The organism is Pseudomaricurvus sp. HS19 (assembly GCF_009857815.1).
Taxonomy (GTDB): Bacteria; Pseudomonadota; Gammaproteobacteria; order Pseudomonadales; family Cellvibrionaceae; genus Pseudomaricurvus.
The window spans coordinates 106,736-132,978 of record NZ_WVVW01000011.1; the positions used below are offsets into that span (position 1 = coordinate 106,736).

At 60.7% G+C, this 26,243-nt stretch carries 25 protein-coding genes; 11 read left to right on the forward strand and 14 right to left on the reverse strand.

The genetic code is table 11. The features are described from left to right. Positions 1-26 precede the first annotated feature (26 nt). Positions 27-1,916: a DUF294 nucleotidyltransferase-like domain-containing protein gene (locus tag GSF27_RS14590; protein WP_160970419.1), complete on the forward strand. Its 1,890-nt coding sequence runs from the start codon at positions 27-29 to the stop codon at positions 1,914-1,916. A 4-nt stretch (positions 1,917-1,920) separates the two neighbouring features. Next, positions 1,921-2,619, forward strand: coding sequence for a 3'-5' exonuclease (locus GSF27_RS14595; protein ID WP_160970421.1), 699 nt, complete (start codon positions 1,921-1,923; stop codon positions 2,617-2,619). A gap of 16 nt (positions 2,620-2,635) precedes the next feature. Here the strand turns inward: GSF27_RS14595 and GSF27_RS14600 are convergent, their stop codons facing one another. After that, positions 2,636-3,088 carry a DUF4124 domain-containing protein gene (locus GSF27_RS14600; protein ID WP_160970423.1) on the reverse strand — a complete coding sequence of 151 codons (453 nt, stop codon included), beginning with the start codon at positions 3,086-3,088 and terminating at the stop codon, positions 2,636-2,638. A gap of 478 nt (positions 3,089-3,566) precedes the next feature. Here GSF27_RS14600 and GSF27_RS14605 point away from each other — a divergent pair, with 478 nt between their 5' ends. The 3 genes from GSF27_RS14605 (at position 3,567) to GSF27_RS14615 (ending at position 7,104) form a co-directional block, all read left to right on the forward strand. Beyond that, positions 3,567-5,303, forward strand: coding sequence for an acetolactate synthase 3 large subunit (locus tag GSF27_RS14605; RefSeq protein WP_160970425.1), 1,737 nt, complete (start codon positions 3,567-3,569; stop codon positions 5,301-5,303). A gap of 2 nt (positions 5,304-5,305) precedes the next feature. Further along, positions 5,306-5,797 (forward strand): acetolactate synthase small subunit, encoded by a 492-nt coding sequence (gene ilvN / locus GSF27_RS14610; protein ID WP_160970438.1) that lies wholly within the window; start codon positions 5,306-5,308, stop codon positions 5,795-5,797. Between the two features lie 119 nt (positions 5,798-5,916). Continuing rightward, positions 5,917-7,104, forward strand: a complete 1,188-nt coding sequence (locus tag GSF27_RS14615; RefSeq protein WP_160970440.1) for a methyltransferase — start codon at positions 5,917-5,919, stop codon at positions 7,102-7,104. Positions 7,105-7,109: 5 nt separating this feature from the next. Here GSF27_RS14615 and GSF27_RS14620 read toward each other — a convergent pair whose 3' ends face one another. Both GSF27_RS14620 and GSF27_RS14625 read right to left on the reverse strand, forming a co-directional pair. Continuing rightward, positions 7,110-8,585, reverse strand: coding sequence for an MDR family MFS transporter (locus GSF27_RS14620; protein ID WP_160970442.1), 1,476 nt, complete (start codon positions 8,583-8,585; stop codon positions 7,110-7,112). A 61-nt stretch (positions 8,586-8,646) separates the two neighbouring features. Next, entirely contained in the window at positions 8,647-9,126 is a 480-nt protein-coding gene (locus GSF27_RS14625; RefSeq protein WP_160970444.1) for a MarR family winged helix-turn-helix transcriptional regulator, read from the reverse strand. Positions 9,127-9,278: 152 nt separating this feature from the next. Here GSF27_RS14625 and GSF27_RS14630 point away from each other — a divergent pair, with 152 nt between their 5' ends. The 3 genes from GSF27_RS14630 (at position 9,279) to GSF27_RS14640 (ending at position 12,395) form a co-directional block, all read left to right on the forward strand. Next, positions 9,279-10,646, forward strand: coding sequence for an MFS transporter (locus GSF27_RS14630; protein WP_370462614.1), 1,368 nt, complete (start codon positions 9,279-9,281; stop codon positions 10,644-10,646). A gap of 183 nt (positions 10,647-10,829) precedes the next feature. Beyond that, a complete protein-coding gene (gene ssb, locus GSF27_RS14635; protein WP_160970448.1) occupies positions 10,830-11,411 on the forward strand; it encodes a single-stranded DNA-binding protein in 582 nt (193 codons plus the stop codon). An 81-nt stretch (positions 11,412-11,492) separates the two neighbouring features. Next, positions 11,493-12,395, forward strand: a complete 903-nt coding sequence (locus GSF27_RS14640) for a sugar nucleotide-binding protein (RefSeq protein ID WP_160970450.1) — start codon at positions 11,493-11,495, stop codon at positions 12,393-12,395. On the opposite strand, the gene GSF27_RS14645 is transcribed toward GSF27_RS14640, so the two are convergent. From GSF27_RS14645 to fabA, 3 genes are all read right to left on the reverse strand, one after another. Next, positions 12,392-13,111: a LuxR C-terminal-related transcriptional regulator gene (locus GSF27_RS14645; protein WP_160970452.1), complete on the reverse strand. Its 720-nt coding sequence runs from the start codon at positions 13,109-13,111 to the stop codon at positions 12,392-12,394. The two genes, GSF27_RS14640 and GSF27_RS14645, sit on opposite strands and share 4 nt — an antisense overlap. A gap of 220 nt (positions 13,112-13,331) precedes the next feature. After that, positions 13,332-14,549, reverse strand: a complete 1,218-nt coding sequence (gene fabB, locus GSF27_RS14650; protein WP_160970454.1) for a beta-ketoacyl-ACP synthase I — start codon at positions 14,547-14,549, stop codon at positions 13,332-13,334. 51 nt (positions 14,550-14,600) lie between these two features. Beyond that, entirely contained in the window at positions 14,601-15,125 is a 525-nt protein-coding gene (gene fabA / locus GSF27_RS14655) for a 3-hydroxyacyl-[acyl-carrier-protein] dehydratase FabA (protein WP_160970456.1), read from the reverse strand. 308 nt (positions 15,126-15,433) lie between these two features. Here fabA and galU point away from each other — a divergent pair, with 308 nt between their 5' ends. The 3 genes from galU to GSF27_RS14670 all read left to right on the forward strand — a co-directional run bounded on the left by galU (position 15,434) and on the right by GSF27_RS14670 (position 19,556). Beyond that, on the forward strand, positions 15,434-16,264 hold the full coding sequence (gene galU / locus GSF27_RS14660) for a UTP--glucose-1-phosphate uridylyltransferase GalU (RefSeq protein WP_160970458.1): 831 nt from the start codon (positions 15,434-15,436) through the stop codon (positions 16,262-16,264). Between the two features lie 166 nt (positions 16,265-16,430). Further along, positions 16,431-18,068 carry a phosphoglucomutase (alpha-D-glucose-1,6-bisphosphate-dependent) gene (gene pgm / locus GSF27_RS14665; protein WP_160970460.1) on the forward strand — a complete coding sequence of 546 codons (1,638 nt, stop codon included), beginning with the start codon at positions 16,431-16,433 and terminating at the stop codon, positions 18,066-18,068. Positions 18,069-18,203: 135 nt separating this feature from the next. Then, on the forward strand, positions 18,204-19,556 hold the full coding sequence (locus tag GSF27_RS14670; protein WP_160970462.1) for a phosphomannomutase: 1,353 nt from the start codon (positions 18,204-18,206) through the stop codon (positions 19,554-19,556). An 88-nt stretch (positions 19,557-19,644) separates the two neighbouring features. Here the strand turns inward: GSF27_RS14670 and yjgA are convergent, their stop codons facing one another. The 8 genes from yjgA to lptB all read right to left on the reverse strand — a co-directional run bounded on the left by yjgA (position 19,645) and on the right by lptB (position 26,232). Next, positions 19,645-20,172: a ribosome biogenesis factor YjgA gene (gene yjgA, locus GSF27_RS14675; RefSeq protein WP_160970464.1), complete on the reverse strand. Its 528-nt coding sequence runs from the start codon at positions 20,170-20,172 to the stop codon at positions 19,645-19,647. 53 nt (positions 20,173-20,225) lie between these two features. Beyond that, positions 20,226-21,587, reverse strand: coding sequence for a magnesium transporter (mgtE, locus tag GSF27_RS14680; RefSeq protein WP_160970466.1), 1,362 nt, complete (start codon positions 21,585-21,587; stop codon positions 20,226-20,228). A 99-nt stretch (positions 21,588-21,686) separates the two neighbouring features. Beyond that, a complete protein-coding gene (locus tag GSF27_RS14685) occupies positions 21,687-21,956 on the reverse strand; it encodes an HPr family phosphocarrier protein (RefSeq protein WP_160970468.1) in 270 nt (89 codons plus the stop codon). Positions 21,957-21,967: 11 nt separating this feature from the next. Then, positions 21,968-22,822 carry an RNase adapter RapZ gene (rapZ, locus tag GSF27_RS14690; RefSeq protein ID WP_160970470.1) on the reverse strand — a complete coding sequence of 285 codons (855 nt, stop codon included), beginning with the start codon at positions 22,820-22,822 and terminating at the stop codon, positions 21,968-21,970. 85 nt (positions 22,823-22,907) lie between these two features. After that, positions 22,908-23,369, reverse strand: a complete 462-nt coding sequence (locus GSF27_RS14695) for a PTS sugar transporter subunit IIA (protein ID WP_160970472.1) — start codon at positions 23,367-23,369, stop codon at positions 22,908-22,910. A 4-nt stretch (positions 23,370-23,373) separates the two neighbouring features. Next, positions 23,374-23,664 (reverse strand): ribosome hibernation-promoting factor, HPF/YfiA family, encoded by a 291-nt coding sequence (gene hpf, locus GSF27_RS14700; RefSeq protein ID WP_160970474.1) that lies wholly within the window; start codon positions 23,662-23,664, stop codon positions 23,374-23,376. 110 nt (positions 23,665-23,774) lie between these two features. Beyond that, complete coding sequence (locus tag GSF27_RS14705; protein WP_160970476.1) at positions 23,775-25,298, reverse strand: RNA polymerase factor sigma-54; 1,524 nt, start codon at positions 25,296-25,298, stop codon at positions 23,775-23,777. A gap of 208 nt (positions 25,299-25,506) precedes the next feature. Continuing rightward, positions 25,507-26,232, reverse strand: coding sequence for an LPS export ABC transporter ATP-binding protein (gene lptB, locus GSF27_RS14710; RefSeq protein WP_160970478.1), 726 nt, complete (start codon positions 26,230-26,232; stop codon positions 25,507-25,509). Between the last annotated feature and the right edge of the window lie 11 nt (positions 26,233-26,243).

A 26,243-nucleotide genomic window follows, 5' to 3' on the forward strand; every position in this document is an offset into this window, starting at 1 on the left:
GACTTTCTCTGGCTGGAGTGAAGCGGGTGAACGAAGAGACCAGGCACAATCCCGAACTGAATGCGATTCGCGAGTTCCTGACACAGTGCATTCCGTTCGACCAACTGAGCGACAGGGAGCTGGATGCTATCCTGCCCTCGCTGGAAGTGACTTACTTCCGCCGCGGCCATGTGTTCAAACCGGATGACGATGGTGGCCTGCGTATCGTACGCAGTGGCGCTGCCGAACTGCGTACCGAGAGTGGTCAGCTGGTGGATCGTTTCGGTGAGGCGGTGTCGTTTAACCTGCGCGGGCTGGCGCAGGAGCAGCCCGACATCCGCGCCACCCTTATCGAGGACTCGCTGATCTATCTGGTGCCCGAGGCCCGCTATCAGGAGCTGCGCAAGGAGCATCGCGAGTTTGATCGCTTCTTCCACAGCCAGCGCAGCCGCCGGGTACGACGGGCGGCAAGACGGGAAGATGCTTCCTCTGAGATGACGCGCGGTATTCGCGACATCATGAGCCAGCGTTTGATTACGGTGAGCCCCAACCAATCCATCCAGTTCACAGCCCAGCGCATGACCGAGCACCGGGTGTCATCGGTGCTGGTAATGGAGGGGGAGGCGCTAAGGGGAATTGTTACCGACCGCGACCTGCGTTCCCGTGCGGTGGCAGAAGCCATCGATATGTCGCGCCCCATTGCCGACATCATGACGGCTGCGCCGGAAACCCTCTGCAGCGACGCTACCCTGTTCGACGCCACCCTGTTTATGACGCAGAAGGGCTATCACCACATTCCGGTGGCGGACCGCAATCCCGATGCGGCCGGGGAGTCAGATTGCTGCACGGGCAAGGTGCTGGGGATTCTCACCTCTTCAGACCTGATGCTGGCGCGTCGTAACGATCCTGTGCACATGGTGCAGCACCTGGGGCGCAAACGCAGTGCGGCCGAGATCAAGGGCATTCTGTCGGCGATTCCCGACCTGCTGATCCAGTGGGCCGAGGCCGGTACACGGGTGCACCAGGTGAGCCATATGCTGACCGCCATCAGCGATGCAGTGACCATTCGCCTTATCCGCCTGGCGGAAGAGGAGCTGGGGCCGCCGCCAGCCCCCTACTGCTGGCTGGGCTTTGGTTCCCAGGGGCGGGAGGAGCAGTTGCTGGGTGGTGATCAGGACAACGCCCTGGTGATTGCCGACAGTGTCCGCGAGCAGGACCTGGAGTGGTATCGACAGTTGTCGAAGCGGGTGTGCGACGGCCTCGACGAGTGCGGTTACATCTATTGCCCAGGCGGCATTATGGCCACTACGGACGAATGGCGTCAGCCGCTGCGCAACTGGCGTGAAACCGTGGATCGCTGGTCTCGCAGTCCCACGGCCGACGCCTTGATGCGGGTTTCCATCTTTTTTGATATCCGACCTGTGTATGGCGATGAACAGCTGGGCTTGCAGTTGCAGCAGCATATGTTGCAGCGCACCAGAGGCAACTCCATCTTCCTCGCCGCGCTGGCGGAAAACGTGCTCGATTCGCCGCCGCCGCTGGGTATCTTCCGGCGCTTTGTGGTGGAGCACGATGGTGAGCACCGCGACCAGCTGAACCTGAAGAAGCGGGCGGTGATTCCCATTGTCGATATCGTGCGTATTCACGCCCTGGCCAACGGCTTGCCACAGGTGAATACCTTCGCCCGCCTCAAGGCGCTGGCGGAGTCCCGCAGTATGAGCATTAGTGACAGCCGCAACCTGCAGGATGCGCTGCAGGTGATCATGCAGACCCGGCTGGAGGCCCAGGCCCAGCAGCTGGTGGCGGGACAGCGAACCAGCAACTATCTCAACCCTGACGAACTGTCGAAACTGGTGCGCAAGCAGTTGCGCGATGCCTTTGGCGTGGTCAAGGACGCCCAGCAGACAGTGCGACTGCGTTACCGCCCGGGGCTCTGATTCCATGCCGCGGGGATTTTCACTGGAGGTGCGCAGGGCCTACTGGGAGTTGCTGCGCAAGAGCCGCAACCGTCCGCAGGAGCAGCGGGCGGAGTTGCTGCATGACATCTGGCGCAAGTCACCCCTGAAAAGCCGTACCCCCTGGCGGGAGCAGGAGTTTCTGGTGGTGGATGCGGAGACCTCGGGCCTGCAGGTAAAAGATTCGGAGTTGCTGAGCCTGGGGTGGGTGGTGATCCGCGACGGACGGGTGCCGCTGCAGTCAGCCCGCCATATCCTCATCCGCCCGGAAAAGGGAGTGGGTGAGAGTGCCACGGTGCATCAGTTGCGCGATTGTGAGCTGGAAGAGGGAATGACCGAGGCCGAGGCACTGCTGGAGCTGCTGCAGGCCGCCTGCGGGCGGGTACTGGTGTTTCACCATGCGCCGCTGGATATGGCCTTTCTGAATCGCGCCTGCTGGCGCAGTTTCCGCCTGCCGCTGTTGATGCCGGTGGTGGACACCATGGCCATTGAGAAGCGCACCCTGGAGCACAAGCATGTGCCGTTGGTGCGCAATACCTTGCGCCTCAGCACTTGCTGTTCCCGTTATGGACTGCCGCCGGGAACCGTGCACAACGCCTTGAGCGATGCCCTGGCCACCGCCCAGCTGTTGCTGGCGCAGGTGGCTCATAAAGGGGGGGATGTGCGTCTGGGGGACCTGCTGTAACTCCCGTTGCCGAAAATCAGCAGTTGAGGTCGACGATCTGCTGGTTGGCCGTTTTCTGCTCCTGAATCTCGTTGGGAGTCAGGTAGCGATAGCTGTCGCCGTCCGGTATACGGATACGGGGGGATGATCCCAGGGTGTCCAGGTTTTTGCGGGCGGATTCGCAGGCCGCTGCATCCTTGGGTGGCTGGTCACCATCGGCTTTGCTGTCAGCACTGTTGCTGGCAGTGCTCTCCTCGCTCTGCCCGTCTTCCTCGTTGTCGTCCTCGTCACCACCCGGGTTCAGGTTAGTGGTGCGTACGGTTTCCGTATCTTCGGTTTCCGATTTGGGAGGGGTGGCGCTGTAGTGTGTGACCCCGTTCTTGTCTTTCCACTTGTAAAATTCCTGCCCCGCCTGGGCACTGAAGCCGAGCACCAGACAGGTGGCTGCGACCAGCAGGGGGAGGGCGGCGAAGGGACGTTTCTGTTCCATGATTGTTATCATCCTCACGAGGCTTTGTGTCGCTATTATTGCCGGAGAAACCGGTGGCTTCCAACGACTTGTTCTCATCGCCATCACCAGCGGGCTGCGGCCGGAGCAGTAAAAGGCTGCAAACGGTGTAAAACCCGCGCAGTGCCTTGACTTGACGGGGGTTGGATTGCGACAATGCCGCTCTTCACTAGATGGCCCGTAGATTGCTACCGTACCCTCGGTTATTGGTCTGCACCCATGAACAAATTACGTGGTGCAGGCATCTACCTCCGCAAGCTATCCGCTTGCAGAACCATCCCGTTAGCCTGGGCGCGTCCACCAACGCGGCCAGCCCGCTGCGCCGCAGAGTTATCCCACAGGCGGTGTATTCGGGCAAACTTTAGCCATTTTGTCATTGAGCCCGGCCACGGTCTGACGTGGATCGGTCCTCCCCCTTTTGGGGTTTGGCAGTCACATTATTGAGTTAAGGGGAACACAGGTGGAAATGCTTTCCGGCGGCGAAATGTTAATTCGCTCCCTCCAGGAAGAAGGTGTTGATCTGATCTTCGGTTATCCCGGCGGTGCGGCGCTGCATATTTACGATGCGCTGTTCCAGCAGGACAAGATTACGCACATTCTGGTTCGACACGAGCAGTGTGCCGCCCACGCGGCAGACGGCTATACCCGCGCTACCGGCAAGGTAGGCACGGTACTGGTGACCTCCGGTCCCGGTGCCACCAATGCCATTACCGGTATCGCCACGGCGTTTACGGATTCCATCCCCATGGTGGTGATCTCCGGCCAGGTGCCTGCCGAGAAAATCGGTGAGGATGCCTTCCAGGAGACCGACATGGTGGGTATCTCGCGTCCGATCGTAAAGCACAGCTTTATGGTCAAGCACGCCTCCGAGATTCCGGCCATTATCAAAAAGGCCTACTACATCGCCAATACCGGCCGTCCCGGCCCGGTGGTGGTTGACGTGCCCAAGAGTACCGTGAATCCGGCGGAGAAGTTTCCTTACGACCCGCCGAAGAAGGTCAAGCTGCGCTCCTATACGCCCATCAGCAAGGGTCACACCGGCCAGATCAAAAAGGCCGTAGAGATGCTGCTGAAGGCCAAGCGCCCGGTGATCTACTCCGGTGGCGGTGTGGTGCTGGGCAATGCCAGCGAACAGCTCACTGAACTGGCCCACAAACTGAACTTCCCGGTGACCAACACCCTGATGGGGTTGGGCGCGTTTCCCGGTAACGACAAGCAGTTTATTGGCATGCTGGGTATGCATGGCACCTTTGAGGCCAACACGGCGATGCACCACAGTGACCTGATCCTGGCCATTGGTGCGCGTTTTGATGACCGGGTGACTAACACCCCGGGCAAGTTCTGCCCCAACGCCAAGATCATTCATATCGATATTGATCCGGCCTCCATCTCCAAGACCATCGCTGCCGATGTGCCTATCGTGGGCGCCGTGGACAGCGTACTGGCAGAGATGCTGGAGCTGCTGAAAGAGTCCAAACAGAAGCCGGACGAGAAAGCCCTGGCCTCCTGGTGGAAGCAGATCAACGAGTGGCGTGAGCGTCACGGTATCTACACGGCTTCGCGTTACAACACCGAAGGCGACATGATCATGCCGCAGGACGCCATCAAGGCGCTGTACGAAGTCACCAATGGTGATGCGGTGGTCTGTTCCGACGTAGGCCAGCACCAGATGTTTGCGGCCCAGTACTACCTCTTCAACCGTCCGCGTCAGTGGGTTAACTCTGGTGGTCTCGGCACCATGGGCTTTGGCCTGCCGGCGGCCATGGGTGTGGCCTGCGCCATCCGTGACAAGGATATCGTGGTTGTTACCGGTGAGGGTTCCATCCAGATGTGTATCCAGGAGCTCTCCACCCTGCGCCAGTACGGCCTGCCGGTGAAGATCGTCTGTCTTAATAACCAGGCCCTGGGCATGGTGAAGCAGTGGCAGGACATGGTGTACGACAGCCGCTACTCGCAGATCCACTACGAAGATTCGCTGCCGGATTTCTGCAAGCTGATGGAAGCCTACGGTCACGAGGGTGTGGAGATCTACACCAAGGATGAGCTGAAGCCGAAGCTGGCGGAAGCCATGGCGAAGAAAGACAAGACAGTCTTTATCAACATTCATGTTGACCCATCCGAGCACGTTTACCCCATGCAGGTTGCGCCGGACGGTTCCATGCGGGATATGTGGTTAAGCAAGACGGAGCGCACCTGACAATGAGACATATTATTTCTGTACTCATGGAGAATGAGGCCGGAGCTTTGTCGCGGGTTGTGGGTCTGTTCTCCCAGCGCGGCTACAACATTGAGTCACTCACCGTGGCGCCCACCGAAGACGCGACCCTGTCGCGCCTGACGCTGACCACCATCGGCGACGATCACAAGATCGAGCAGATCACCAAGAACCTCAACAAGCTGATTGATGTGGTGAAACTGGTGGACCTGACCGAGGGCCAGCACATCGAGCGTGAGCTGATGCTGATCAAGCTGAAGGCGGTGGGCTCCCAGCGCGCCGAGATCAAGCGTTGTGTGGATATCTTCCGCGCCCAGATCATCGATGTCACCAGCTCGGTCTACACTGTGCAGGTAACCGGCACCAGCGACAAGCTGGATGCCTTTGTGCAGGCAGTCGGTGATGCGGTGATTCTGGAGGTGGTACGCACCGGTGTTTCCGGCATCGCCCGCGGCGATAAGGTCTTGCGCCTTTGAGGCTGTGACAGATGGCGCCGTCAGGCGCCTGAGCAGTGCAAAAGCCCGGTAATCACCGGGCTTTTTTGTGGGGTCTGTCTGGCGACAGGCCCGGGGCCCAGAGCAGGGGAGAGCGGGTGTTGTCCGATCTTGATGACCGATTCCGGCAGTTGGACCGGGTGCTGGCACAGACTGCGCGCTGGTGGCAGCCGCAGCTGTTCCATTCCCGGCACTGCCCCTGGCGACAGGCTGCGCCGGACCTGGCTGAGGCGCTGGAGCGGTTGTCGGATGAAGAACTGTCGAACCTGCAGGCGCAGCCCGGGGAGCTGCAGGCCTGGTTGCACCCCTGGTTGCCGGAGCTGGCCCTGCTGTCAGAGCTGGAGCGGGTCCCGGCCTGCAATCATTCCCTGCCATCCCCGTCAGCCCGGTTGGAGGTGGGGGTGCCCGGGCGCAAGTGGCAGCAGCTGCAGCATTTTGCCGCCGCCTGGCAGGGCGGCAGCGAGCCACTGCTGGAGTGGTGTGCCGGCAAGGGGCACCTGGGGCGCCTGTTGGCGCAGCAGTGTGGCTGTGCGGTCACCAGCCTGGAGTGGCAGGAAGCCCTCTGTGGGGAGGGGCAACAGCTGGCGCAGCGCCACGGGCTGCAGCAGCAGTTTGTCTGTGGCGATGCCCTGCAGGCGGCCAGCGGTGAGTTGTTGGCCCTGCATCCCCAGGCGGTGGCGTTGCACGCCTGCGGTGACCTGCACCGGGCCCTGTTACAGCACTGGTGCAGCAGTGACAGCCTGCGTTTGGGGCTGGTGCCCTGTTGCTACCACCTGACGGCGGACAGTCTTTATGTCGGGTTGTCGGCGGCGGCGCGGCAGGCGCAGGTGCGGTTGCGACGGGTGGATCTGAGCCTGCCGCAGCGGGAGACCGTGACGGCCGGTGAGGGGCAGCGTCAGCGCCGTCACACGGAGATGGTGTGGCGTATGGCATTTGACGAGTGGCAGCGGGAGCAGCGCGGTTGGGATGTCTATCTGCCGGTGCCCAGTGTTCCCTACAGCCTGTTAAAGGGCGAGTTTACGGATTACCTGCGACTGATGGCGGCCCGCCGGCACGTACCGGTCACGGGCGGGGTGGATGCTGAACTGTGGCTGCAGCGCGGTGCGGAACGCTATCGCAAATTGCAGCGCTGGGAGCTGGTGCAGCAGCTGTTCCGGCGGCCGCTGGAGTTGTGGCTGCTGCTGGACCGGGCGCTCTACCTGCAGGAGAGCGGTGCCCGGGTGTCCCTGCTGGAGTTCTGTCCCCGGGAGCTGACGCCCCGCAACCTGATGCTGCTGGCGGAGCGCTGAGGCGACTATCGGGCGGCGGTTTTCCTTTGCCGTTTGCGGGGTTTCAGCAGCAGGCTGGGGAGCATGGTGGCCAATATCAGTACACCGCTGGCGATAAAGGTATCGTGGAAGGCCTCGGTCAGCGGTTGCGCCACCCCTGTGGCTGTGTGCAGGTCCAGCCGGTAATCCAGGAATACACTGGTGAGGTTGACCCCGAAGGCGCCCCCCACCTGGCGGGTAAAGTTGATGGTGGCGGAGCCGTGGGTGAGCTGCTGTTGCTCCAGTGTGGTAAAGGCAGACATGCTCAGGGCGGGCATGGCCACTGCCATACCAATGCGTCCCAATACCAGCCACCAGCAGATAGTCACCAGCGCCGTGGTACTGTCGGCCCACTTCATGATGTAGAACGAGATGCCCAGCAGCAGCATGCCACTGAGGATCATCCAGTGTGGCGGCAGTTTGTCACTCAGGTTGCCGCACACCGGAAATGCCAGTCCCAGGATGATGCCTGCCGGCAGCAGCGCCAGGCCTGCGTCGATGGGGCTCATGCCCATGGCGGTCTGCAGGAACAGGGGGATCAGGTACATGCCGCCAAACAGCGCGCCGCCGTAGAGGAAGGTAATGCCGCCGGCGACACAGAAGTTGCGGTTCTGGAACAGCCCCAGGTCCATCAACGGGCTGTCGGTATGGCGTTGCCGCAGGTAGAACAGGGTGGCGGTAACCAGCGAGCCGGCCAGGCAGGTCAGCGTTGACCAGTGCTGCCAGCCCTGGCGTGAGCCGCTGTTAAACATGAGCAGCAGCAGGGAGACCGCCAGGCTCAGCCAGATCAGGCCGGTCCAGTCCAGGCGGCCCACCTTTTCGTTCTTGTCCGGGCCCGGCAGGTAGAGCAGCGCCAGCGGCAGGCTGATCAGCGACAGCGGCAGGGGCAGGAAAAACACCGAGCGCCAGCCCAGGTGCTCCACGGCAATGCCGCCAAAGTAGGGGCCTACGGCCGGGCCGAATACCGCCAGGATACCGAAGATGCCCATGGCGAAACCCTGTCGCTCGGCCGGGAAAACCCGTGTCATCACATACATGGCCACCGGCAGGAAAAAGCCGTAGGCCAGCCCCTGGACGATACGGGCAGCAATCAGGATGCCGGCATTGGGGCTGGCACCGCACACGGCGGAGCTGACCAATACCACCAGGCTGGACATGATAAAGGTGTCGCGGGTGCCGAAACGGCGCAGGCACCAGCCGGACATCAGCATGCTTACGGTGGCGCTGGCGAGATAACCGGTGGCCAGCCATTGGGCTTCACTCTGGGATATGCCAAACGCCGTCATGATGGGCGGGATGGCCACATTGACGATGGTGGAGAGCAGCATCACCGCGATGGTGCCGGCGCCGACCGCGGCAATGGCCAGCAGGCGGTAGCGCTCGCCGTAGCGCTGAAACAGGGATTCAATGGACTCCTGGTTGCCTTTGGCGAGCCAGTGAGACGCAGTGTCAAAAAGTGCCAATGGAGTACCTCGGCCAATTAGCATGGGTGTCAGGTGTGGGTGCCGGGCGCGCCGGCTGTGCTCAATCGCTGCTGTCGGAGGCGGGTGCCGACAGCTGCTGGCGAATACCCAGCAGGTTGTTTTGTACCCGGTCCAGCAGGTTGGTCAGTGTTTCCACTTCCCCGGGCGTCAGCCCATCGACACACTGCTGCCGCAACTGCAGGGCCTGCTGCTCAATAATAGGCAACAGCGGCGCGGCTGCCGGTGTCATATAGACCCGCCGTACCCGGCGATCCCGCTCGTCTGCCCGGCGCTCAACCAGGCCGTTCTGCTCCAGCTTGTCCAGCAGTGTGCCGAGGGGGGCTTTCTCCATCAGCAGGCGCTCCGCCAACTCCGACTGGGTGGGGCCATTGCCGTGGTTCAGGTGAGCGATAACCCGCCACTGGGAGGGGGTGAGGCTGATACCGTCAGCGCGCAGGTTGCGGAACAGGGTGGCACTGAAAAAGCGGTGAATATTGGCTACCAGTGTGGGAAAGCCTGCCGGGGGTGGCTGTGATGGCATGCCTGAATATTCCGTAACAATAATTAAAGTAACATATATTACTATTTTGTCCGCGGGCTCGCAATCCGGCTGTGGTTTGGTGGCCGCGGAAAACGCATCTGCGGTAAAAATCCGGTAGAATGTCGCCCTTTCTTCAGGCTTTGGAAGTATCTGTGAGCGGTTTTTCCCCATCCTTTGAGCGGCGTGCCGTGGTGTCGCTGGCCAGTCTTTATGCGTTTCGCATGTTGGGCCTGTTCATGGTGCTGCCGGTACTGGTCCTCTATGGCGGGGATTACGAAGGTGCCACGCCGGCGCTGTTGGGGCTGGCGCTGGGAGCCTACGGGTTCAGCCAAGCACTGCTGCAGATCCCCTTCGGCATGCTTTCCGACCGTCTGGGGCGCAAGCCCATTATCGCGCTGGGGTTGCTGATCTTCGCCGCCGGATCGGTGGTGGCGGCTACCGCTGACAGTGTCTACGGGTTGATTCTTGGTCGCTGCCTGCAGGGTGGCGGTGCCATTGCCAGTGCCATCATGGCGCTGGTGGCGGATCTCACCAATGACGCCAGCCGTACCAAGGCCATGGCCAGCATCGGGGCTTCCATTGGTATCTCCTTTTCGGTGGCGCTGGTACTGGGCCCGCTGCTGGCCGGCTTCGGTGGTTTGCCGCTGCTGTTCTGGGCAACCGCCGGACTGGCGCTGGCCGGTCTCTGGATCCTCCTGCGCCTGGTGCCGAGCCCGGTGGGTGCCGCCGGTGGCCACCGGGAGGCGGGTGCGGTGCCGCAGCTGTTTGTTTCCACGCTGCTGAATCGTGAACTGCTGCGCCTGAATGTGGGCATATTCACGCTGCATTTTGTGCTGATGGCCTGCTTTCTGGTGTTGCCCGGGATTCTGGAGAGTTCGATTGGCATCGCCCGTACCGATCACTGGATGGTCTACCTGCCGCTGCTGTTGCTGGCGTTTATAGCCATGGTGCCGTTCATCATCATTGCCGAGAAGCGCCAGAAGATGAAGCCGGTGTTCCTGGGCGCCATAGCCCTGTTGGGCTTGAGCCTGGCAGGCATGTCCCACTGGCAGCAGCCGGTACTGTTCCTCCTGTTGCTCTTTACATTCTTTATTGGATTTAACCTGTTGGAAGCCACCCTGCCATCGCTGATGAGCAAAATGGCGCCAGCCGGCGGCAAGGGTACCGCCTCCGGGATTTACGCCACCTGGCAGTTTCTGGGGGCCTTTGCCGGAGGTGCCTGTGGCGGCTGGCTGCAGCAGCATTATGGCGGTAGTACCGTGTGGCTGGTGGGTGCCGGTTTGATCGCCTGCTGGTGGTTGCTGGCCAGTTTTATGCCGCCGCCACGTCACCTTGCCAGTGTGCAGGTGCCGCTGACCGCAGCCGCCATGCCGTTTGCATCGGCGCGGCTGGCGGCACTGCCCGGGGTCGTAGAGGTAGTGCTGATCCGCGAGGAGTGTGCCGCCTACCTGAAGGTGGATCCCCGCCACTTCCATCCGGAAAGTGCGGCCAGCATCGACTGGGCCGCCGAGGCCGTCTGATACACACCACTTCCGTGCTCCAACCTTTTTCGGGGGTGGTTGTCATCCGGTTGCTGGTGTAGCATCGACCTTTATATCTGGCGTGACGCCAACGGCAGTCAGGCATACAGATTTCAGTACTTTTAGCGGGTGGCAGGTGGTTGGCCGGCCAACCCGTTTTGCATATACCAGGAGAGGCAGGATATGGCGCGTGGCGTTAATAAAGTGATATTGGTTGGTAACGTGGGGCAGGACCCGGAAATGAAGTACATGCCCAGTGGCGGTGCTGTGACCAATGTCAGTATTGCCACCTCCGAGCAGTGGAAAGACAAGCAGACCGGCCAGCCACAGGAGCGTACCGAGTGGCACCGTGTCGTGTTCTTCAATCGCCTGGCGGAGATCGCCGGCGAATACCTGCGCAAGGGCTCCAAGGTCTATATCGAGGGTTCCCTGCGTACCCGCAAGTGGCAGGACCAGAGTGGCCAGGACCGTTACACCACCGAGATTGTGGCCGGCGATATGCAGATGCTCGACAGTCGTGGTGACGCCGGTATGGGTCAGGGCGGTGGTTACGCGCCAGCCGGACAGCAGTACGCCCCCCAGCAGCCTGCTGCCATGGGTAACCCAGGTATGAACCAGGCGCCCGCCCGCGCGCCGATGGGCGGCGCTCAGGCGCCCGCGCCCCAGCAGTCTTATGCCCAGCCGCAGCGCCAGGCTCCCCAGCAGGCTCCAGCGCCTCAGGGTCCGCAAGGCTTTGATAATTTCGACGACGATATTCCGTTCTGACGGAAGCTGTTTCATCAAAACCGGCGACCGGCGTTCTGCGGGTCGCCACAATTCCGGTGTTCCTCGCGCGGTTAATGTTGAGTGGCCAGTAAAATTCTTATAACCGATGCCTTCTCCTCCCTTGGGCAGGCCATCTACAGTGCCTTTGAACACTCTCCCTACTCGGTGCTGACACCGACCCGCAGCAAGCTCGACCTGCAGGCAGCGGATGCTGCTGCGCTGGTGGATTACATCCGCCGTCACGATGTGGCAGTGATCATCAATACCTTCGGTTGGAGCGAAGAACCTACGGTGGAGGATCAACGCGCCCTGGTGACGGTTGCCGGGGTGGTGGCGAAGGCGGCCAGCGAGACCGGTTGCATTGTCATGCACATCTCCAGCTACCGGGTATTCGGCGGCGAGAACAAGTCCAGCTATGACGAAGAGGATGTGCCCTCGCCCCTGAGCACTGCCGGTGAGGCTTTCCTGCAGGCAGAATCCCTGTTGTCGGATCAGTTGCAGCGTCTGGTTTGCCTGCGCCTGAGCTGGGTTATTGACACCCTGGGAGACTCCATCTTTTCCTCGTTGTTGGGGCAGCTGAGTACCACCGGGCCGGAATTGCAGGTCACTCACCAGCGCCGCGGGGCACCGGTAAGCACCATGGAAGTTGGCTGGGTGTTGCTGGGCATGGTGAATCAGTTGCTGTGCGGGGCTGACAACTGGGGGGTCTTCCACCTGGCCTCCAGTGACACCTGCACCTCTGCCGAGTTTGTGGAGGCACTGGCGGATGTACTGGAGCGGGAAGGTGAGTTGCGCCGCCAGTGGCAGCTGCAGCAGCTGTCAACGGCGCAGCTGGAGACGCAGCAGGAGCCGGACAGCTCCGTCCTTACGGTGCGACGCTGTCGTGACAATTTCGGTTATCAGGCGCGCAGCTGGCGGCAGGGACTGACCGCACAGGTGCGCTCCTGGCTGCAGTTGCAAAAAAGGCTGCAGGCCGAAGCCTAGCCATCGCTGCAGCTCTGCCTGCGGGTAATGAAGGGGTAGCAGTCCCTGAGCCAGTTACTCACCTCCAGCCTCGATTTGACACCGATCTTGCGGAAGAGATTGTACATATGGCTCTTTACCGTGTGTTCGCTCAATCCCATCTGTATTGCTATTGCCCCGTTGGTCAGCCCGGCGTAAATGCCGTGTAGCATCTGTTGCTCCCGCTGGGTGAAGTGCAGCCCGGGGTTGTGCAGTACATTGTGTGAGGGGGCGTAGCGCCGCCGCCGCAGAAAGTCCTGACAGAGTCGCCGGCAAAACCACAGATCTCCCTCGCGAATATGCTGTAACCCCTGGTAAAACAGGGTGCCGGCGGTGTTGCGGGAGAAGATGCCGCGCAGCTGGGGCCATTCGATCAGGCGTTCATGGTCGCTATTTCTACTGCAGTTAATCAGTGCACAGGGCGGTGCCTTGTGTCCGTCTGCGCTCAGCTGGTTGAACCAGAACTGGATATTGGCTGCGGAGACTTCCCGGCAGTCGATCAGTACCAGCGCACTGTCAGTGAGGGGCAGGGCGGCGGTAATGTCGCTGCCGCACTCCAGTCGCGCCTGGATCTCGCGGCTCAGCAAGATGTTGTCGATACTGCGTGCGGGGCTGAACAGCAGTATGGGCAGGTGGAGTAGTGGTTCTTTTTCCGGTTGGGTGGACGGTAGTGCAGAGGGGTATGTTAAGTGCGTCATTGCTCAGCATCCTTTGCTTGTCAGTATCGAGCCTGAGGCTTTTATTGTTGTGTGTGGGCTTCCTGCCCGTTATCAATATAAAAAGCGTGTTCAACAGGCGCAACGGCTCACGGTGCCAGCCTTGTGACGGACTCGTCAAAATGGGAGGGGTTAAACCCGGATTTTAATGCTTTGGTAGGAGGAGGCTGCCGGCGGAGAGGGCCGCCGGCAGTTCAGGCGATCAGCCCTTGAAGCGCTCAAACACCAGGCTGGCGTTGGTGCCGCCGAAGCCGAAGCTGTTGGACATGACGCGGTTCAGTTCCACGTTTTCCTGAGTCTGCTGCACGATGTGCATACCTGCCGCTTTTTCATCGAGGTTGTCGATGTTGGCGGAGGCGGCGATGAAGTTGTGCTCCATCATGATCAGGCTGTAGATGGCTTCCTGTACGCCGGTGGCGCCAAGGGAGTGGCCGGTGAGGGATTTGGTTGAGCTGATGGGCGGCGTCTTGTCGCCGAACACTTCAGCGATCGCTTTCAGCTCGGCCATGTCGCCGACCGGGGTGCTGGTGCCGTGGGCATTGATGTAGTCGAGGCTGCCATCCAGGCTCTGCATAGCCTGGCGCATGCAGCGGGCCGCGCCTTCACCGGACGGGGCAACCATGTCGTAGCCGTCGGAGGTGGCGCCGTAGCCAACCACTTCAGCGTAGATCTTGGCGCCGCGTGCCTTGGCGTGCTCCAGCTCTTCCAGTACCAGGCAACCGCCGCCGCCGGCGATCACAAAGCCGTCACGATCGGCGTCATAGGCGCGTGAGGCCTTGTCCGGAGTGTCGTTGTACTTGGTGGAGAGCGCGCCCATGGCATCAAACAGGGCGGTCAGGGTCCAGTGCTCCTCTTCGCCGCCGCCGGCAAAAACCACGTCCTGCTTGCCCAGCTGGATCAGCTCCATGGCGTTGCCCACACAGTGGGCGCTGGAGGCGCAGGCGGAGGAGATGGTGTAGTTGACGCCCTTGATCTTGTAAGGGGTTGCCAGACAGGCGGAGGTGGTGCTGCCCATGGTCTGGGTAACCCGGTAGGGGCCCACTCGTTTGATGCCCTTTTCCCGCAGGATGTCGGCTGATTCCACCAAATTCTTGGAGGAGGCGCCGCCGGAGCCCATGATAATGCCGGTGCGCTCGTTGGAGACCTGCTCCTCGCTGAGGCCGGAATCGGTAATGGCTTCGCCCATGGCGATATAGGCGTAGGCCGCGGCCTCGCCCATGAAACGGAGGGTCTTGCGGTCGATGAATTCCGCCGGATCCAGGTCGACGCTGCCAGCTACCTGGCTGCGGAAGCCCATCTCCTTGTACTCCTCTTTGTATTTAATACCTGAACGCCCGGTTTTGAGGGCGTCCAGTACCGCGCCCTTGTTGTTACCGAGGCAGGAGACAATGCCCATTCCAGTCACCACGACTCGTTTCATAGTAGTCCTCTGTTGCTGTATATGTTGTAGTTGCAGCCGTCAGTACGACGCTCAGAAGTTGTCGGTGCTTTGGAAAAGCCCTACACGCAGGTCGCGGGCGAGGTAGATCTCGCGTCCGTCGACGCTCACAGTACCATCGGCAATACCCATAATCAGCTTGCGCTCAATCACTCGCTTCAGGTTTATACGGTAGGTTACTTTCTTGGCAGTTGGAAGTATCTGGCCGGTGAATTTCACCTCGCCGGAGCCCAGTGCCCGGCCCTTGCCCTCATTGCCTTTCCATGCGAGGAAAAAGCCCACCAGCTGCCACATGGCATCCAGGCCGAGACAACCCGGCATTACCGGGTCGCCGGGGAAGTGGCAGTCGAAAAACCACAGGTCCGGAGAGATATCCAGCTCGGCAACGATCTCGCCTTTACCGAATTCGCCGCCCTCGGCACTGATGTGGGTAATGCGGTCCAGCATCAGCATATTGGGAATAGGGAGCTGGGCGTTGCCCTCGCCGAACATGCGGCCGTGGCCACACTCCAGCAGTTCATCGCGGCTATAGGCATTCTTGCGGGTGGATAAATCCATAGATTTCGACCTTAAAACACTGATGGGCAAGCCGGCCACTGGCCACTTGCAAAAAGGGCACCATTCTACCGCCTGCGGGCACCATGTCCAGCCTGACCAACGTCGATTGATCGCCATTCCTGGGCCTGAATGAAGTTGGTGCAACGTAATGGCGGGTTTGCCTCCGGATTGGGCGAGGCAAAGTTTCCCTGTTGGCCGATAAATTGCACCAGAGTTGTAGTAATCTTGCGCTAGGATTAGGGTGAGCGCTACCGCCGCTCGATTGTTGCGCAGGATCACGCACCAAAATAAAGCAAGGATCTGGATTCATGATTAAAAAGTGTTTGTTCCCCGTTGCCGGCTACGGCACCCGTTTTCTGCCTGCCACCAAGGCCATGCCCAAAGAGATGCTGCCCATCGTTAACAAGCCCCTGGTTCAGTACGGGGTGGAGGAGGCCATCGAGGCCGGATTGGTGGATATCGGCCTGATCACCGGTCGTGGCAAGCGGGCTATCGTTGATCATTTCGACGTCAATTATGAGCTGGAGCACCAGATCTCCGGCACCAGCAAAGAGGAGTCACTGGCGTCCATCCGCAATGTGATGCAGAAGGCGTCCTTTTCCATCACCCGCCAGGTGGAAATGCGCGGTCTTGGGGATGCGATCCTCAATGGCAAGCGGCTGGTAGGTGATGAACCCTTTGGCGTGGTGTTGTCCGATGACCTGTGTCTGCCCGGTGAAGAGGGCGAGGGCGTTATGGCGCAGATGGTCAAGCTGTTCAAGCAGTTCCGCTGCAGCATTGTGGCCATCCAGGAAGTGCCCGATGAGCTGATCCACAAGTTTGGCGTTATCCAGGGTGAGCAGATCAAGGACGGGCTCTACCAAGTGACCGATATGGTGGAGAAGCCCAAGCTCGAAGACGCCCCCAGTAATCTGGCCATTATCGGTCGCTACATCCTCACGCCGGACATCTTCGATATTATCGAAAATACCCCTCCCGGCAAGAACGGCGAGGTGCAGCTGACCGATGCCCTGCTGACCCAGGCCAAAAATGGCTGTGTGCTGGCCTATAAGTTCAAGGGCCGCCGCTTCGACTGCGGCAGTGTGGAGGGCTTTGTGGAAGCCACCAACTTCGTCTATGAGAATATCTACAAAGGCTGAAAGCCGGCGGGCCACACCCGGCCGGTTGTGATAGCCGGGCGTGGCCAGCGGTGTGATACCGCCGGGGAGTGACGCCGCTCGTGCAGCAGGCGGATCCCCCGCGCTACTTCTTTTATCTTTCCCATCTTTTGGGCTCAGAACCTGGAATTGAACCGGACAGAGGTCTATGGCGCATCCTGAAGCAGGCAAACAACCCCATCACAGTACGTTGATCAATATCCCGGCACTGGTAGCGGCCTATTACCGGCAGCAGCCGGACATTGATACCTACCCGGAGCAGCAGGTCAGCTTTGGCACCTCGGGCCATCGCGGGTCGGCAGCGAATACCACGTTCAATGAGTGGCATATCCAGGCCATCTGCCAGGCGATTGCCGAGTATCGACTGGCACAGGGCATTGACGGGCCGCTCTATCTTGGCAAGGACACCCACGCGCTCTCCGAGCCGGCTCACACCACGGCACTGGAGGTGCTGGCGGCCAACGGTGTGCGGGTGCGGGTGGCGCAGGACAATGGTTACACGCCCACCCCGGTTATCTCTCATGCCATCCTCACCCACAATGCCGGCTCGACGGATGTGGCCGATGGCATCGTGATTACGCCGTCCCACAATCCGCCGGGTGACGGCGGTATCAAGTACAACCCTCCCAAGGGTGGGCCGGCCGATACCGATATCACCGGCTGGATTGCCGATCGCGCCAATCAGTTGCTGGGGGCAGGGCTGGCCGGCGTCAAACGCCTGTCCGCCGAGCAGCTCGCCAACAGCGAACGGGTGGAGGCTTTTGACTACATCAGTCACTACGTTGACGACCTGGGCTCGGTGATTGATATGGAGGCCATTGCGCGCAAGGGTATCCGTATCGGCGTGGATCCCATGGGGGGCTCCGGTATTCACTTCTGGAAGCCCATTGCCGACAAATACGGTCTCGATATTGAGGTGGTGAATGACAGGGTGGATTTCACCTTCGGCTTCATGCCGCTGGATAAGGACGGCAAGATCCGTATGGATTGTTCGTCGCCCTATGCCATGCAGAATCTGTTGTCCCTGCAGGATCGCTTCGATGTTGCCATTGGCAATGACCCGGATTATGACCGTCACGGTATCGTCTGCCGCGGTTCCGGGCTGATGAACCCCAATGCCTATCTGGCGGTGGCGATTGAATACCTCGCCACACACCGCCCACAGTGGCCGGCAGAGCTCCAGTTCGGCAAAACCCTGGTGTCGAGCGCCATGATTGACCGGGTGGTGGCATCGCTGGGCAAGAACCTGTGCGAAGTTCCGGTGGGGTTCAAGTGGTATGTGGACGGGCTGTACGAGGGCAAGCTGGCGTTTGGTGGTGAGGAGAGCGCCGGAGCATCGTTCCTGCGTCGCAATGGCAGCGTCTGGAGCACGGATAAGGACGGCATTATTCTCGGTCTGTTGGCGGCGGAGATGCTGGCGGTCACCGGTCAGGATCCACAGCAGCACTACGAATCCCAGGTGGCGCGGTTTGGACGTCCCTACTATCGCCGCCTGGATGCGCCCTGCACTGCCGAACAAAAAGCCCTGTTGTCCAGGCTCGATGCCGGTGCCGTGACCAGTGACAGCCTGGCGGGAGATCCCATTACCGCGGTCTTGACCGCAGCGCCGGGCAATGGCGCTGCGATCGGTGGCCTGAAGGTGGCAACGGCCAATGGCTGGTTTGCGGCGCGGCCGTCCGGTACGGAAGACATCTACAAGATTTACCTGGAGAGCTTTGTCTCTGAGGAGCACCTGGCCCTGCTGGAAGCGGATGCCCGGGCCCTGGTGGATACGGTACTCAGCTGATTGCCGACTGCCGGATGGGGGCTTTACCAGTCCTCCGTCCGGCGCAGTTGCCGCCCCCGCGCTCTATCCGCTAGAGTGCGCCCCTGATTGACCCGATTCCCTTTTTTGAATAGTTACAAAGAGTTGAGGCCCTGGATGGCAGAGTTAACCTGTTTTAAAGCCTACGATATCCGTGGGCGACTCCCCGATGAGCTGAATGAAGACGTTGCCTACCGCATCGGTCGTGCCTACGCGCAATACCTGCAGCCGCAGTCTGTGGTGGTGGGGCATGATATCCGTCTCACCAGTGCCGAGCTGACCGACGCGCTGGCGCGGGGGCTGATGGATGGCGGCAGTGATGTGATCCACATCGGTCAGTGCGGCACCGAGGAGGTCTACTTCGCCACCTTCCATCTCGGTGTTGATGGCGGTATCTGCGTGACCGCCAGCCACAACCCCAGGGACTACAACGGCATGAAGCTGGTGCGCCAGGGTTCACGCCCCATCAGTGGCGATACCGGCTTGCTGGATATCAAAAAGCTGGCCGAGGCCAACGACTTTGCCGTGGCGGACAAGCGCGGCGAGCTGAAGCAGCTGGATACCCGGCCGGCCTATGTGGAGCATCTGCTGCAGTATGTGGATCGCGGGCAGTTGCAGCCCCTGAAGATCGTCTGCAACGCCGGCAATGGCGGCGCCGGTCTGGCAGTGGACGCGCTGGAGCCACACCTGCCGTTTGAGTTTATCAAGGTGCATCACCAGCCGGATGGCAACTTCCCGCACGGAGTGCCCAATCCTCTGCTGGAGGAGAATCGTCACTCTACCGCCAGTGCGGTGATGGCCAGCGCTGCCGACCTGGGTATTGCCTGGGATGGGGACTTTGATCGCTGTTTCTTTTTTGATGCCTCCGGTCGCTTTATCGAAGGCTATTACCTGGTGGGACTGCTGGCGGAAACCTTCCTGCTGAAAAGTCCCGGCGCCAAGGTGGTACACGATCCGCGCCTGACCTGGAACACGGAAGCCATCTGCGAGCGCATGGGTGGCATTGCCGTGCAAAGCAAAACCGGCCACGCCTTTATCAAGGAGCGTATGCGCGCCGAGGATGCCATCTACGGTGGCGAGATGAGTGCCCACCATTACTTCCGCGACTTCGCCTACTGCGACAGCGGCATGATTCCCTGGCTGCTGGTGACCGAATTGATGAGCCGCACCGGCAAATCCCTGGCCCAGCTGGTGGATGACTGCATCGCCGAATTTCCCTGCAGTGGCGAAATCAATAACCGCATTGAGGATCCCAAAGCGGTGTTGGCGGCGGTGGAGGCCCATTACGGCGAGCTGGCCGAGGCGGTGGATCGCACGGACGGTATCAGCATGAGCTTCGGCAACTGGCGCTTCAACCTGCGCCTGTCCAACACCGAACCGGTGGTACGCTTGAATGTGGAGAGTCGTGGCGACTACGCCCTGATGGAAGCGAAGCGGGATGAACTGCTGGCACTGATGGGTGTGAGCTGATCAGTCATCCGGGGCCTTGTGGCCCCGGACGGTTTCCGGTACTTGCCGGATCAATCTGCGCCTGCGCTTTGGTTTTTCCCTGCCGGCCTCAGTAGTTGGCCATAATCAGGTCGCGCACATAGCGGAACAGCTTGCGGGCCGTGGCTGGCGGTTTCTGCTCTTTCTGTTCTTTCTGGGCGTTGCGCAGTAGCTGGCGCAGGTGCTGCACGTCGGCATCGCTGTACTGGCTGACAAACTCCTGCACCGCATCATTACCCTCGCTGAGCAGGCGGTCGCGCCACTGCTCGGCCAGGTGCTGGATGTGGGTGTGCTCCTGCCCCAGCTTCTGTATCCGCTCAAACGCCTGCTGAATCTCCTCCAGATTTTCCGCCAGTCGCATCTGTTTGCCAATGTACTGCAGCATGCGCCGCCGGGCCTCGCGGTGCTTCATACCGCGGGCTTCGTGGATGGCCTCGCCCAGGCGCCCATGGAGAGGAATCATGGCGATGTGTTTATCGCTCAGCTCGACGATCTGTGTACCCAGGTCCTGCAGGGCCTGCATCTCTTTCTTGATGGCCGTTCTGGATTTGGGCTGGTCGTCGTGGTTGTCGTAGTTCAGGTCGTCAAAATCAGACATGGGATATCCGTGGTTGGTGTGCCGTGGCCTGGTGTGCCAGGCTCATGGGGGGGTCAGGCGTAAAAATAGGTGGCCAGGCCCAGAAACGCAAAGAATCCCACCACATCGGTAACCGTGGTGAGGGCGACGCTGCCGGCTAAGGCGGGGTCAATATTCATTTTGCGCAGGGTAATGGGCAGCAGTGCACCTGCGGTCGCGGCGGTCAGCAGGTTGATCACCATGGCGACGGCAATAATAAAGGCAATAACCGGGTCGTTAAACCAGGCACCGGCGACCGCGGCCATCAGTAATGCCCACAGCAGGCCGTTGATGGTGGCGACCTGAAACTCCCGCGACAGCAGCCAGCTGATGTTGTTCTGGCCGATCTGGCCCAGCGCCATACCGCGGATCACAACCGTCAGGGTCTGGCTGCCGGCTACCCCGCCCATGCTGGCAACGATGGGCATCAATACCGCCAGTGCCACCACCTTGTCGATGGTGTCCTGAAAGATATTGATGACCGACGAGGCGATCAGTGCGGTGAGCAGGTTGATGCCCAGCCAGATGGCGCGCCTTGGCGTGGTGCTCATGACGCTGGCGAAGGTGTCCTCCTCCTCGTCGAGACCGGCCATGCTCATAAAGGAGTGGTCGGCGTCCTCGCGGATTACGTCCACCACGTCATCGATGGTAATCCGGCCCAGTACCACGCCGTCGCTGTCGATCACCGGCGCGGAAATCCAGTCGTGACGCTCAAACAGTTTGGCCACCTCCGTGTCCGGCATCTGTGCCGGAATCGCCTCGACGTCGGTGAGCATGATTTCGCGCACGGTCATGGCGGGGGAGGAGGTGAGCAACTTGGTCAGCGGCAGCAGGCCGACAAACTGTCCCTTGGTGTTTACCACGATCAGGTTGTCGGTAGAGGCGGGCAGCTCGTCGTGGCGGCGCAGGTAGCGCAGCACTACATCCAGGGTCAGGCGTGGACGGATAGTGATGGTATCGGTATCCATCAGGCCGCCAGCGGTGTCCTCGTCGTAGGAGAGCACCTGCTCGACCCGGGCGCGGTCCTGGGCGCTCATGGCCGCCAGTACTTCCTGGATCACCTGGTCCGGCAGGCGCTGCAGTATGTCCGCCAGGTCGTCGGTGTCCATGCCTTCGGTCAGTTCCACAACCGCGGCGGTGTCCATGCGCTTGAGGATCTGGGCCTGCAGGTCTTCCGGCAGTTCCTGCAGTACCTCGCCTTCCAGCTCCTTGTCGATCAGTTGCCAGAGGATTTTGCGGCTGGGGGCGGGTGAGGACTCAATGAGGTGGCCGATTTCCACCGGGCGCAGGCCGTTGAGCATGCGCCGTACCTGTTGAAAGGTACCGCTGTCGAGGGCGTTGCGGATCTCTCCCAGCTGGGTCTGAATCGAATCGCGATGTTCGTCGGCTTGTGCCATGGAAACTCTCAGCTGGAGGGGAGGGGGGCTTGCGGCGCTATTCTAAGTGGCCGGGACCGCCGATACCAGTGCCGCGGGGGTGGCACCGGGGCAGGGCTTCTATTCCTCTTCGTTAAAGCGGTTGGCGATCAGTTGCAGCAGGGTTTGCATGGCTTCCTGCTGGTCATCACCTTCGGCCAGCAGGGTAATGTCGGTGCCCTGGCTGGCGCCCAGCAGCATCAGTGACATAACACTCTTGCCGTCGACCTGTTTGCCCTTGACGGCCACCAGTACCTGGCTGGAAAAGCGCGCGGCGGTGCTGGCAAACAGTGCTGCCGCGCGGGCGTGCAGGCCAAGTTTGTTGATGATGGTGGTGTTTTCGCTGAGCATGGATGTCGTCGTTACTTGTCCAGTTCCCGGTGGCGGCGCTGGGTGTTGCCGTAGTGTTCGCGGAAGCTATTGTACAGTCTTTCGCAGAGATAAACCGAGCGATGTTGCCCACCGGTGCAACCGATGGCCACGGTGAAGTAGCTGCGGTTGGTGGCAACGAATTTGGGTAGCCAGCGGGCCAGGTAGTTGGCGATATCGCTGTACATGGCCTCCACATCCTCGTGCCCTTCGAGGAACTCGATCACCGCCTGGTCGCGGCCGGTGAGGGTGCGCAGGTGCGGTTTCCAGTAGGGGTTGGGGAGGCAGCGCACGTCGAATACCACATCCACATCGGCGGGGATGCCGCGCTTGAAGCCGAAGGACTGGAATTGCAGGGCCATGCTGCCGTGATCCCGGCCCACCACCCGCTGCTTGATCATGTCACGCAGCTCGTGCAGCGTCAGGCTGGTGGTGTCGATGGTGAGGTCGGCGGCGTTGGCGATGGGCTCCAGATAGCGGCGCTCCAGGGCGATGGCGGCAGACAGGTCGGTGGCCTGGCCGCTCAGCGGGTGGCGGCGACGGGTTTCGCTGAAACGCTGGATGAGGACGTTGGAGCGTGCATCCAGGAACAGAATCTCCACGCTCAGCTCGGGTTGCTTGATCTGGTTGAGTAGTTCGGGAAAGCGCTGCAGCTCCTGCCAGGTGTTGCGGGCATCAATGCTGACGGCAAACTTCTGGCTGGCGGGGTGCACGTGCAGCTGCTGCACCAGTGCCGGTAGCAGTGAGGCAGGCAGGTTGTCGATGCAGGTAAAGCCCACATCTTCGAGGACGTGCAGTGCAGTACTCTTGCCTGAGCCCGAGCGGCCACTGATGACAACTAAACGCATACGGCTTTATGGCTCCTGCAGCGGGTAAGTGGTTCAGGACAAAGACGTTAGCGCAGTTTATCCCCGAGCACCAGTGTCCGGAGGATCAGTCGCGCTGGTCCAGGCTGATGGCGGCGGCAAACAGGGATTCGTCGTCTGCGGCGTGCCTCAGGGTCTTGAGAAAGTCCGGATTGTGGAGGCGCTCGGCGATGGCGGCCAGGGTCTGCAGGTGCGCATCGTGAGCCTCTTCCGGGACAATCAGGGCAAACAGTATGTCCACCGGTTGACCATCAATGGACTCGTAGTCGATGGGTGAAGGCAGGGTGACCAGGGCGCCGATGGTGCTGGAGCAGTTGCTCAGCCGGCAGTGGGGTATGGCGATACCCAGGCCCAGCCCGGTGGATCCCAGCCGTTCGCGGGCGGTCAGATTGATAAAGATTTCGTCGGCATTGAGGGCGGGCTGGTCTTCCGAGATGATCAGGGAAAGGACTTCCAGGGCCCGCTTCTTGCTGTTGGCCTCAACACCGCAGCGGGTGCGGTGTTGGGACAGAAATGATTTTACATCCATAAATTCAGCGGTGGTTTCGCATTTTCTCTTTGTGTTTGATCAGCTGGCGATCCAGCTTGTCGGTCAGCAGATCAATCGCGGCGTACATGTCTTCCGATTCGCAGTCGGCGTGGAAGTCTTTTCCGCTGACGTGAATAGAGGCTTCTGCTATCTGGCGTAGTTTATCAACAGTTAGTATCACGTTGGTACTGGTAATTCGATCGTGATGCCGCTCCAGCTTTTCGAACTTGTTACTGACGTAGTCTTTCAGGGCTGGGGTCAGGTCAACATGATGTCCGCTGATGTTGATTTGCATGCGTAGCTCCTATTGTCATGAGTGGACCGGAAGTCGGTGCCTCCGGCGGCGGGGTGACAACCCCGCCTGTTTATCCTAGGGCGACTCATCCGTAGACCCCTTGACGTGGATCAGACCAGACGCTTGCGCTCGTTGGATGCGGGTATGCCGAGGGATTCCCGGTACTTGGCGATGGTGCGGCGCGCCACCTGGATGCCCTGTTCACTCAGCAGGGAGGTGATTTTGCTGTCGCTGAGCGGCTTTTTCGGGTTCTCGGCGGCCACCAGTTTCTTGATGATGGCGCGGATGGCCGTCGAGGAGCACTCTCCGCCGCTGTCAGTGCTGACGTGGCTGGAGAAGAAATACTTGAGTTCGAAAATTCCCTGCGGGGTGTGCATGTACTTCTGTGTGGTCACCCGGGAGATGGTGGATTCGTGCATGCCCACCACTTCGGCGACATCGTGCAGCACCAGCGGGCGCATGGCTTCTGCGCCGTGGTCGAGGAAGCCGCGCTGTTTTTCCACAATACAGGTGGCCACCTTGAGCAGGGTTTCATTGCGGCTCTGCAGGCTCTTCAGGAACCAGCGGGCCTCCTGCAGGTTGTCCCGCAGGAAGGCGTTGTCGGTGCTGCTGTCGGCGCGCTTCACCAGTGCGGCGTAGGAGTCGTTGATCCGCAGTCTGGGGGCGATATCCGGGTTCAGGTTCACAATCCAGCGGCCATCCTGTTTGGTGACAAAGACATCGGGCACCACATACTCGGTCTCCCCGGTGTTGATCAGGTCGCCCGGGCGGGGGTTGAGGGTCTGGATCAGCAGGATGGCATCCCGCAATTGTTCTTCCTTGAGGCGGGTTTTGCGCATCAGCTGTTTGTAATCGCGACTGCCCAGCAGGCCGAGATGATCTTTTACGATCAGTTTAGCATCTGCCAGCGCGGGCGTGGCCGGCGGCATCTGGTTGAGCTGTATCAGCAGGCACTCGCTGAGGTTCTGGCCGGCCACGCCGGGCGGGTCAAACTGCTGCACACGGTGGAGGACGGCTTCCACTTCATCCAGTTCCAGCTCCTCCAGCTCCTGTTCCAGCCCGGAGAAGATCTCCTCGGCGCTGGAGCTCAGCAGGCCGGAAGGCTCAACGGCGTCGATGATGGCCATGGCGATGAGCTGGTCGCGATCTGACATGGGGGTGAGGTTCAGCTGCCACATGAGGTGTTGTTGCAGGGACTCCTCGGAGCTGTTGCGGTTGTCGTAATCGTTCTCTTCCGTGTCCGGTGCCGACAGGCCGGTACCTGTGGGGCCGGATTGGTAGATGTCGTCCCAGCTGGTGTCTACCGGCAGGTCTTCCGGGATGGCGTCGGCCCAGTTGTCGTCACTGCTGCCGGCGCTGTCGCCATCCATGTCGGCGTCGCTGTCAGCGGAAGCGCTTTCGGAGTTGGTGCGGGTATCGCTGTCTGGTGTCTGTTCGTTGCGGTCGTTATTGCTGCGCTGCTCGTCGGCTCCCTGGTCTTCGTCTACCAGTTCGAGCATGGGATTGGAGTCCAGGGCTTCCTGGATTTCCGCCTGAAGATCGAGGGTCGACAGCTGCAGGAGCCGGATGGCCTGCTGCAGTTGTGGGGTCATGGTGAGTTGTTGACCCAGCTTCAGTTGTAAGGACTGTTTCATAGGGTGCAGCGCGTTCGTTTACCGGAATTTCTGGGCGCTCTGCCGGCGGTTGCCAAGGCGGCGGGGTCGCAGAGCGGGAGTATCACTGACGGGTTCGCTGAGGCGCGGTGGCAGTGTCAGATTCAGGTTAGCGGACGCAGGCTGAATTGACAAGCAAATATTGTGCCGAGTTGGCTTGCTTGCGGGTTTTTTGCGGGGGAGGCGGACACTATAAGCTGAATTGGTGCCCGAGGTAAACCTCCCGCACCTGGTCGTTGTTGAGAACGGTCTGCGGGTCTCCCTCGGCGATAATGTGGCCTTCGCTGACAATGTACGCCTTCTCGCAGATGTCGAGGGTCTCGCGCACATTGTGGTCGGTAATCAGTACCCCGATGCCGCGATCCTTGAGGTGCTGGATAATCTGTTTGATATCGCTGACCGAGATGGGATCGACGCCGGCGAAGGGTTCGTCCAGCAAAATGAAGTCGGGGTCGGTGGCCAGGGCACGGGCAATCTCCACCCGTCGCCGCTCGCCGCCGGAGAGCGCCATGCCGAGGCTGTTGGTGAGGTGGGTGATGTGGAATTCCCGCAGCAGCTGGTCCAGCTTCTGCAGGCGCTCGCGGCGATTGAGATCCTTGCGGGTCTCGAGGATGGAGAGGATGTTTTCCGAAACCGTGAGCTTGCGGAAGACCGAGGCCTCCTGGGGCAGGTAGCCAATGCCGGCGCGGGCCCGGCCGTGCATTGCCAGGTGCGTGATGGAGCGGTCATCAATCTCGATCTGGCCTTTGTCGGCCTCGATCAGCCCGGCGATCATGTAAAAGCAGGTGGTTTTACCGGCGCCATTGGGGCCCAACAGGCCAACGATCTGGCCGCTGCTGACCGACAGGGATACGTCGATGACAACGCGGCGTTTCTTGTAGCTTTTGGCCAGGTGTTTGGCGCGTAAAGTTGGCATGTGGTCAGCGG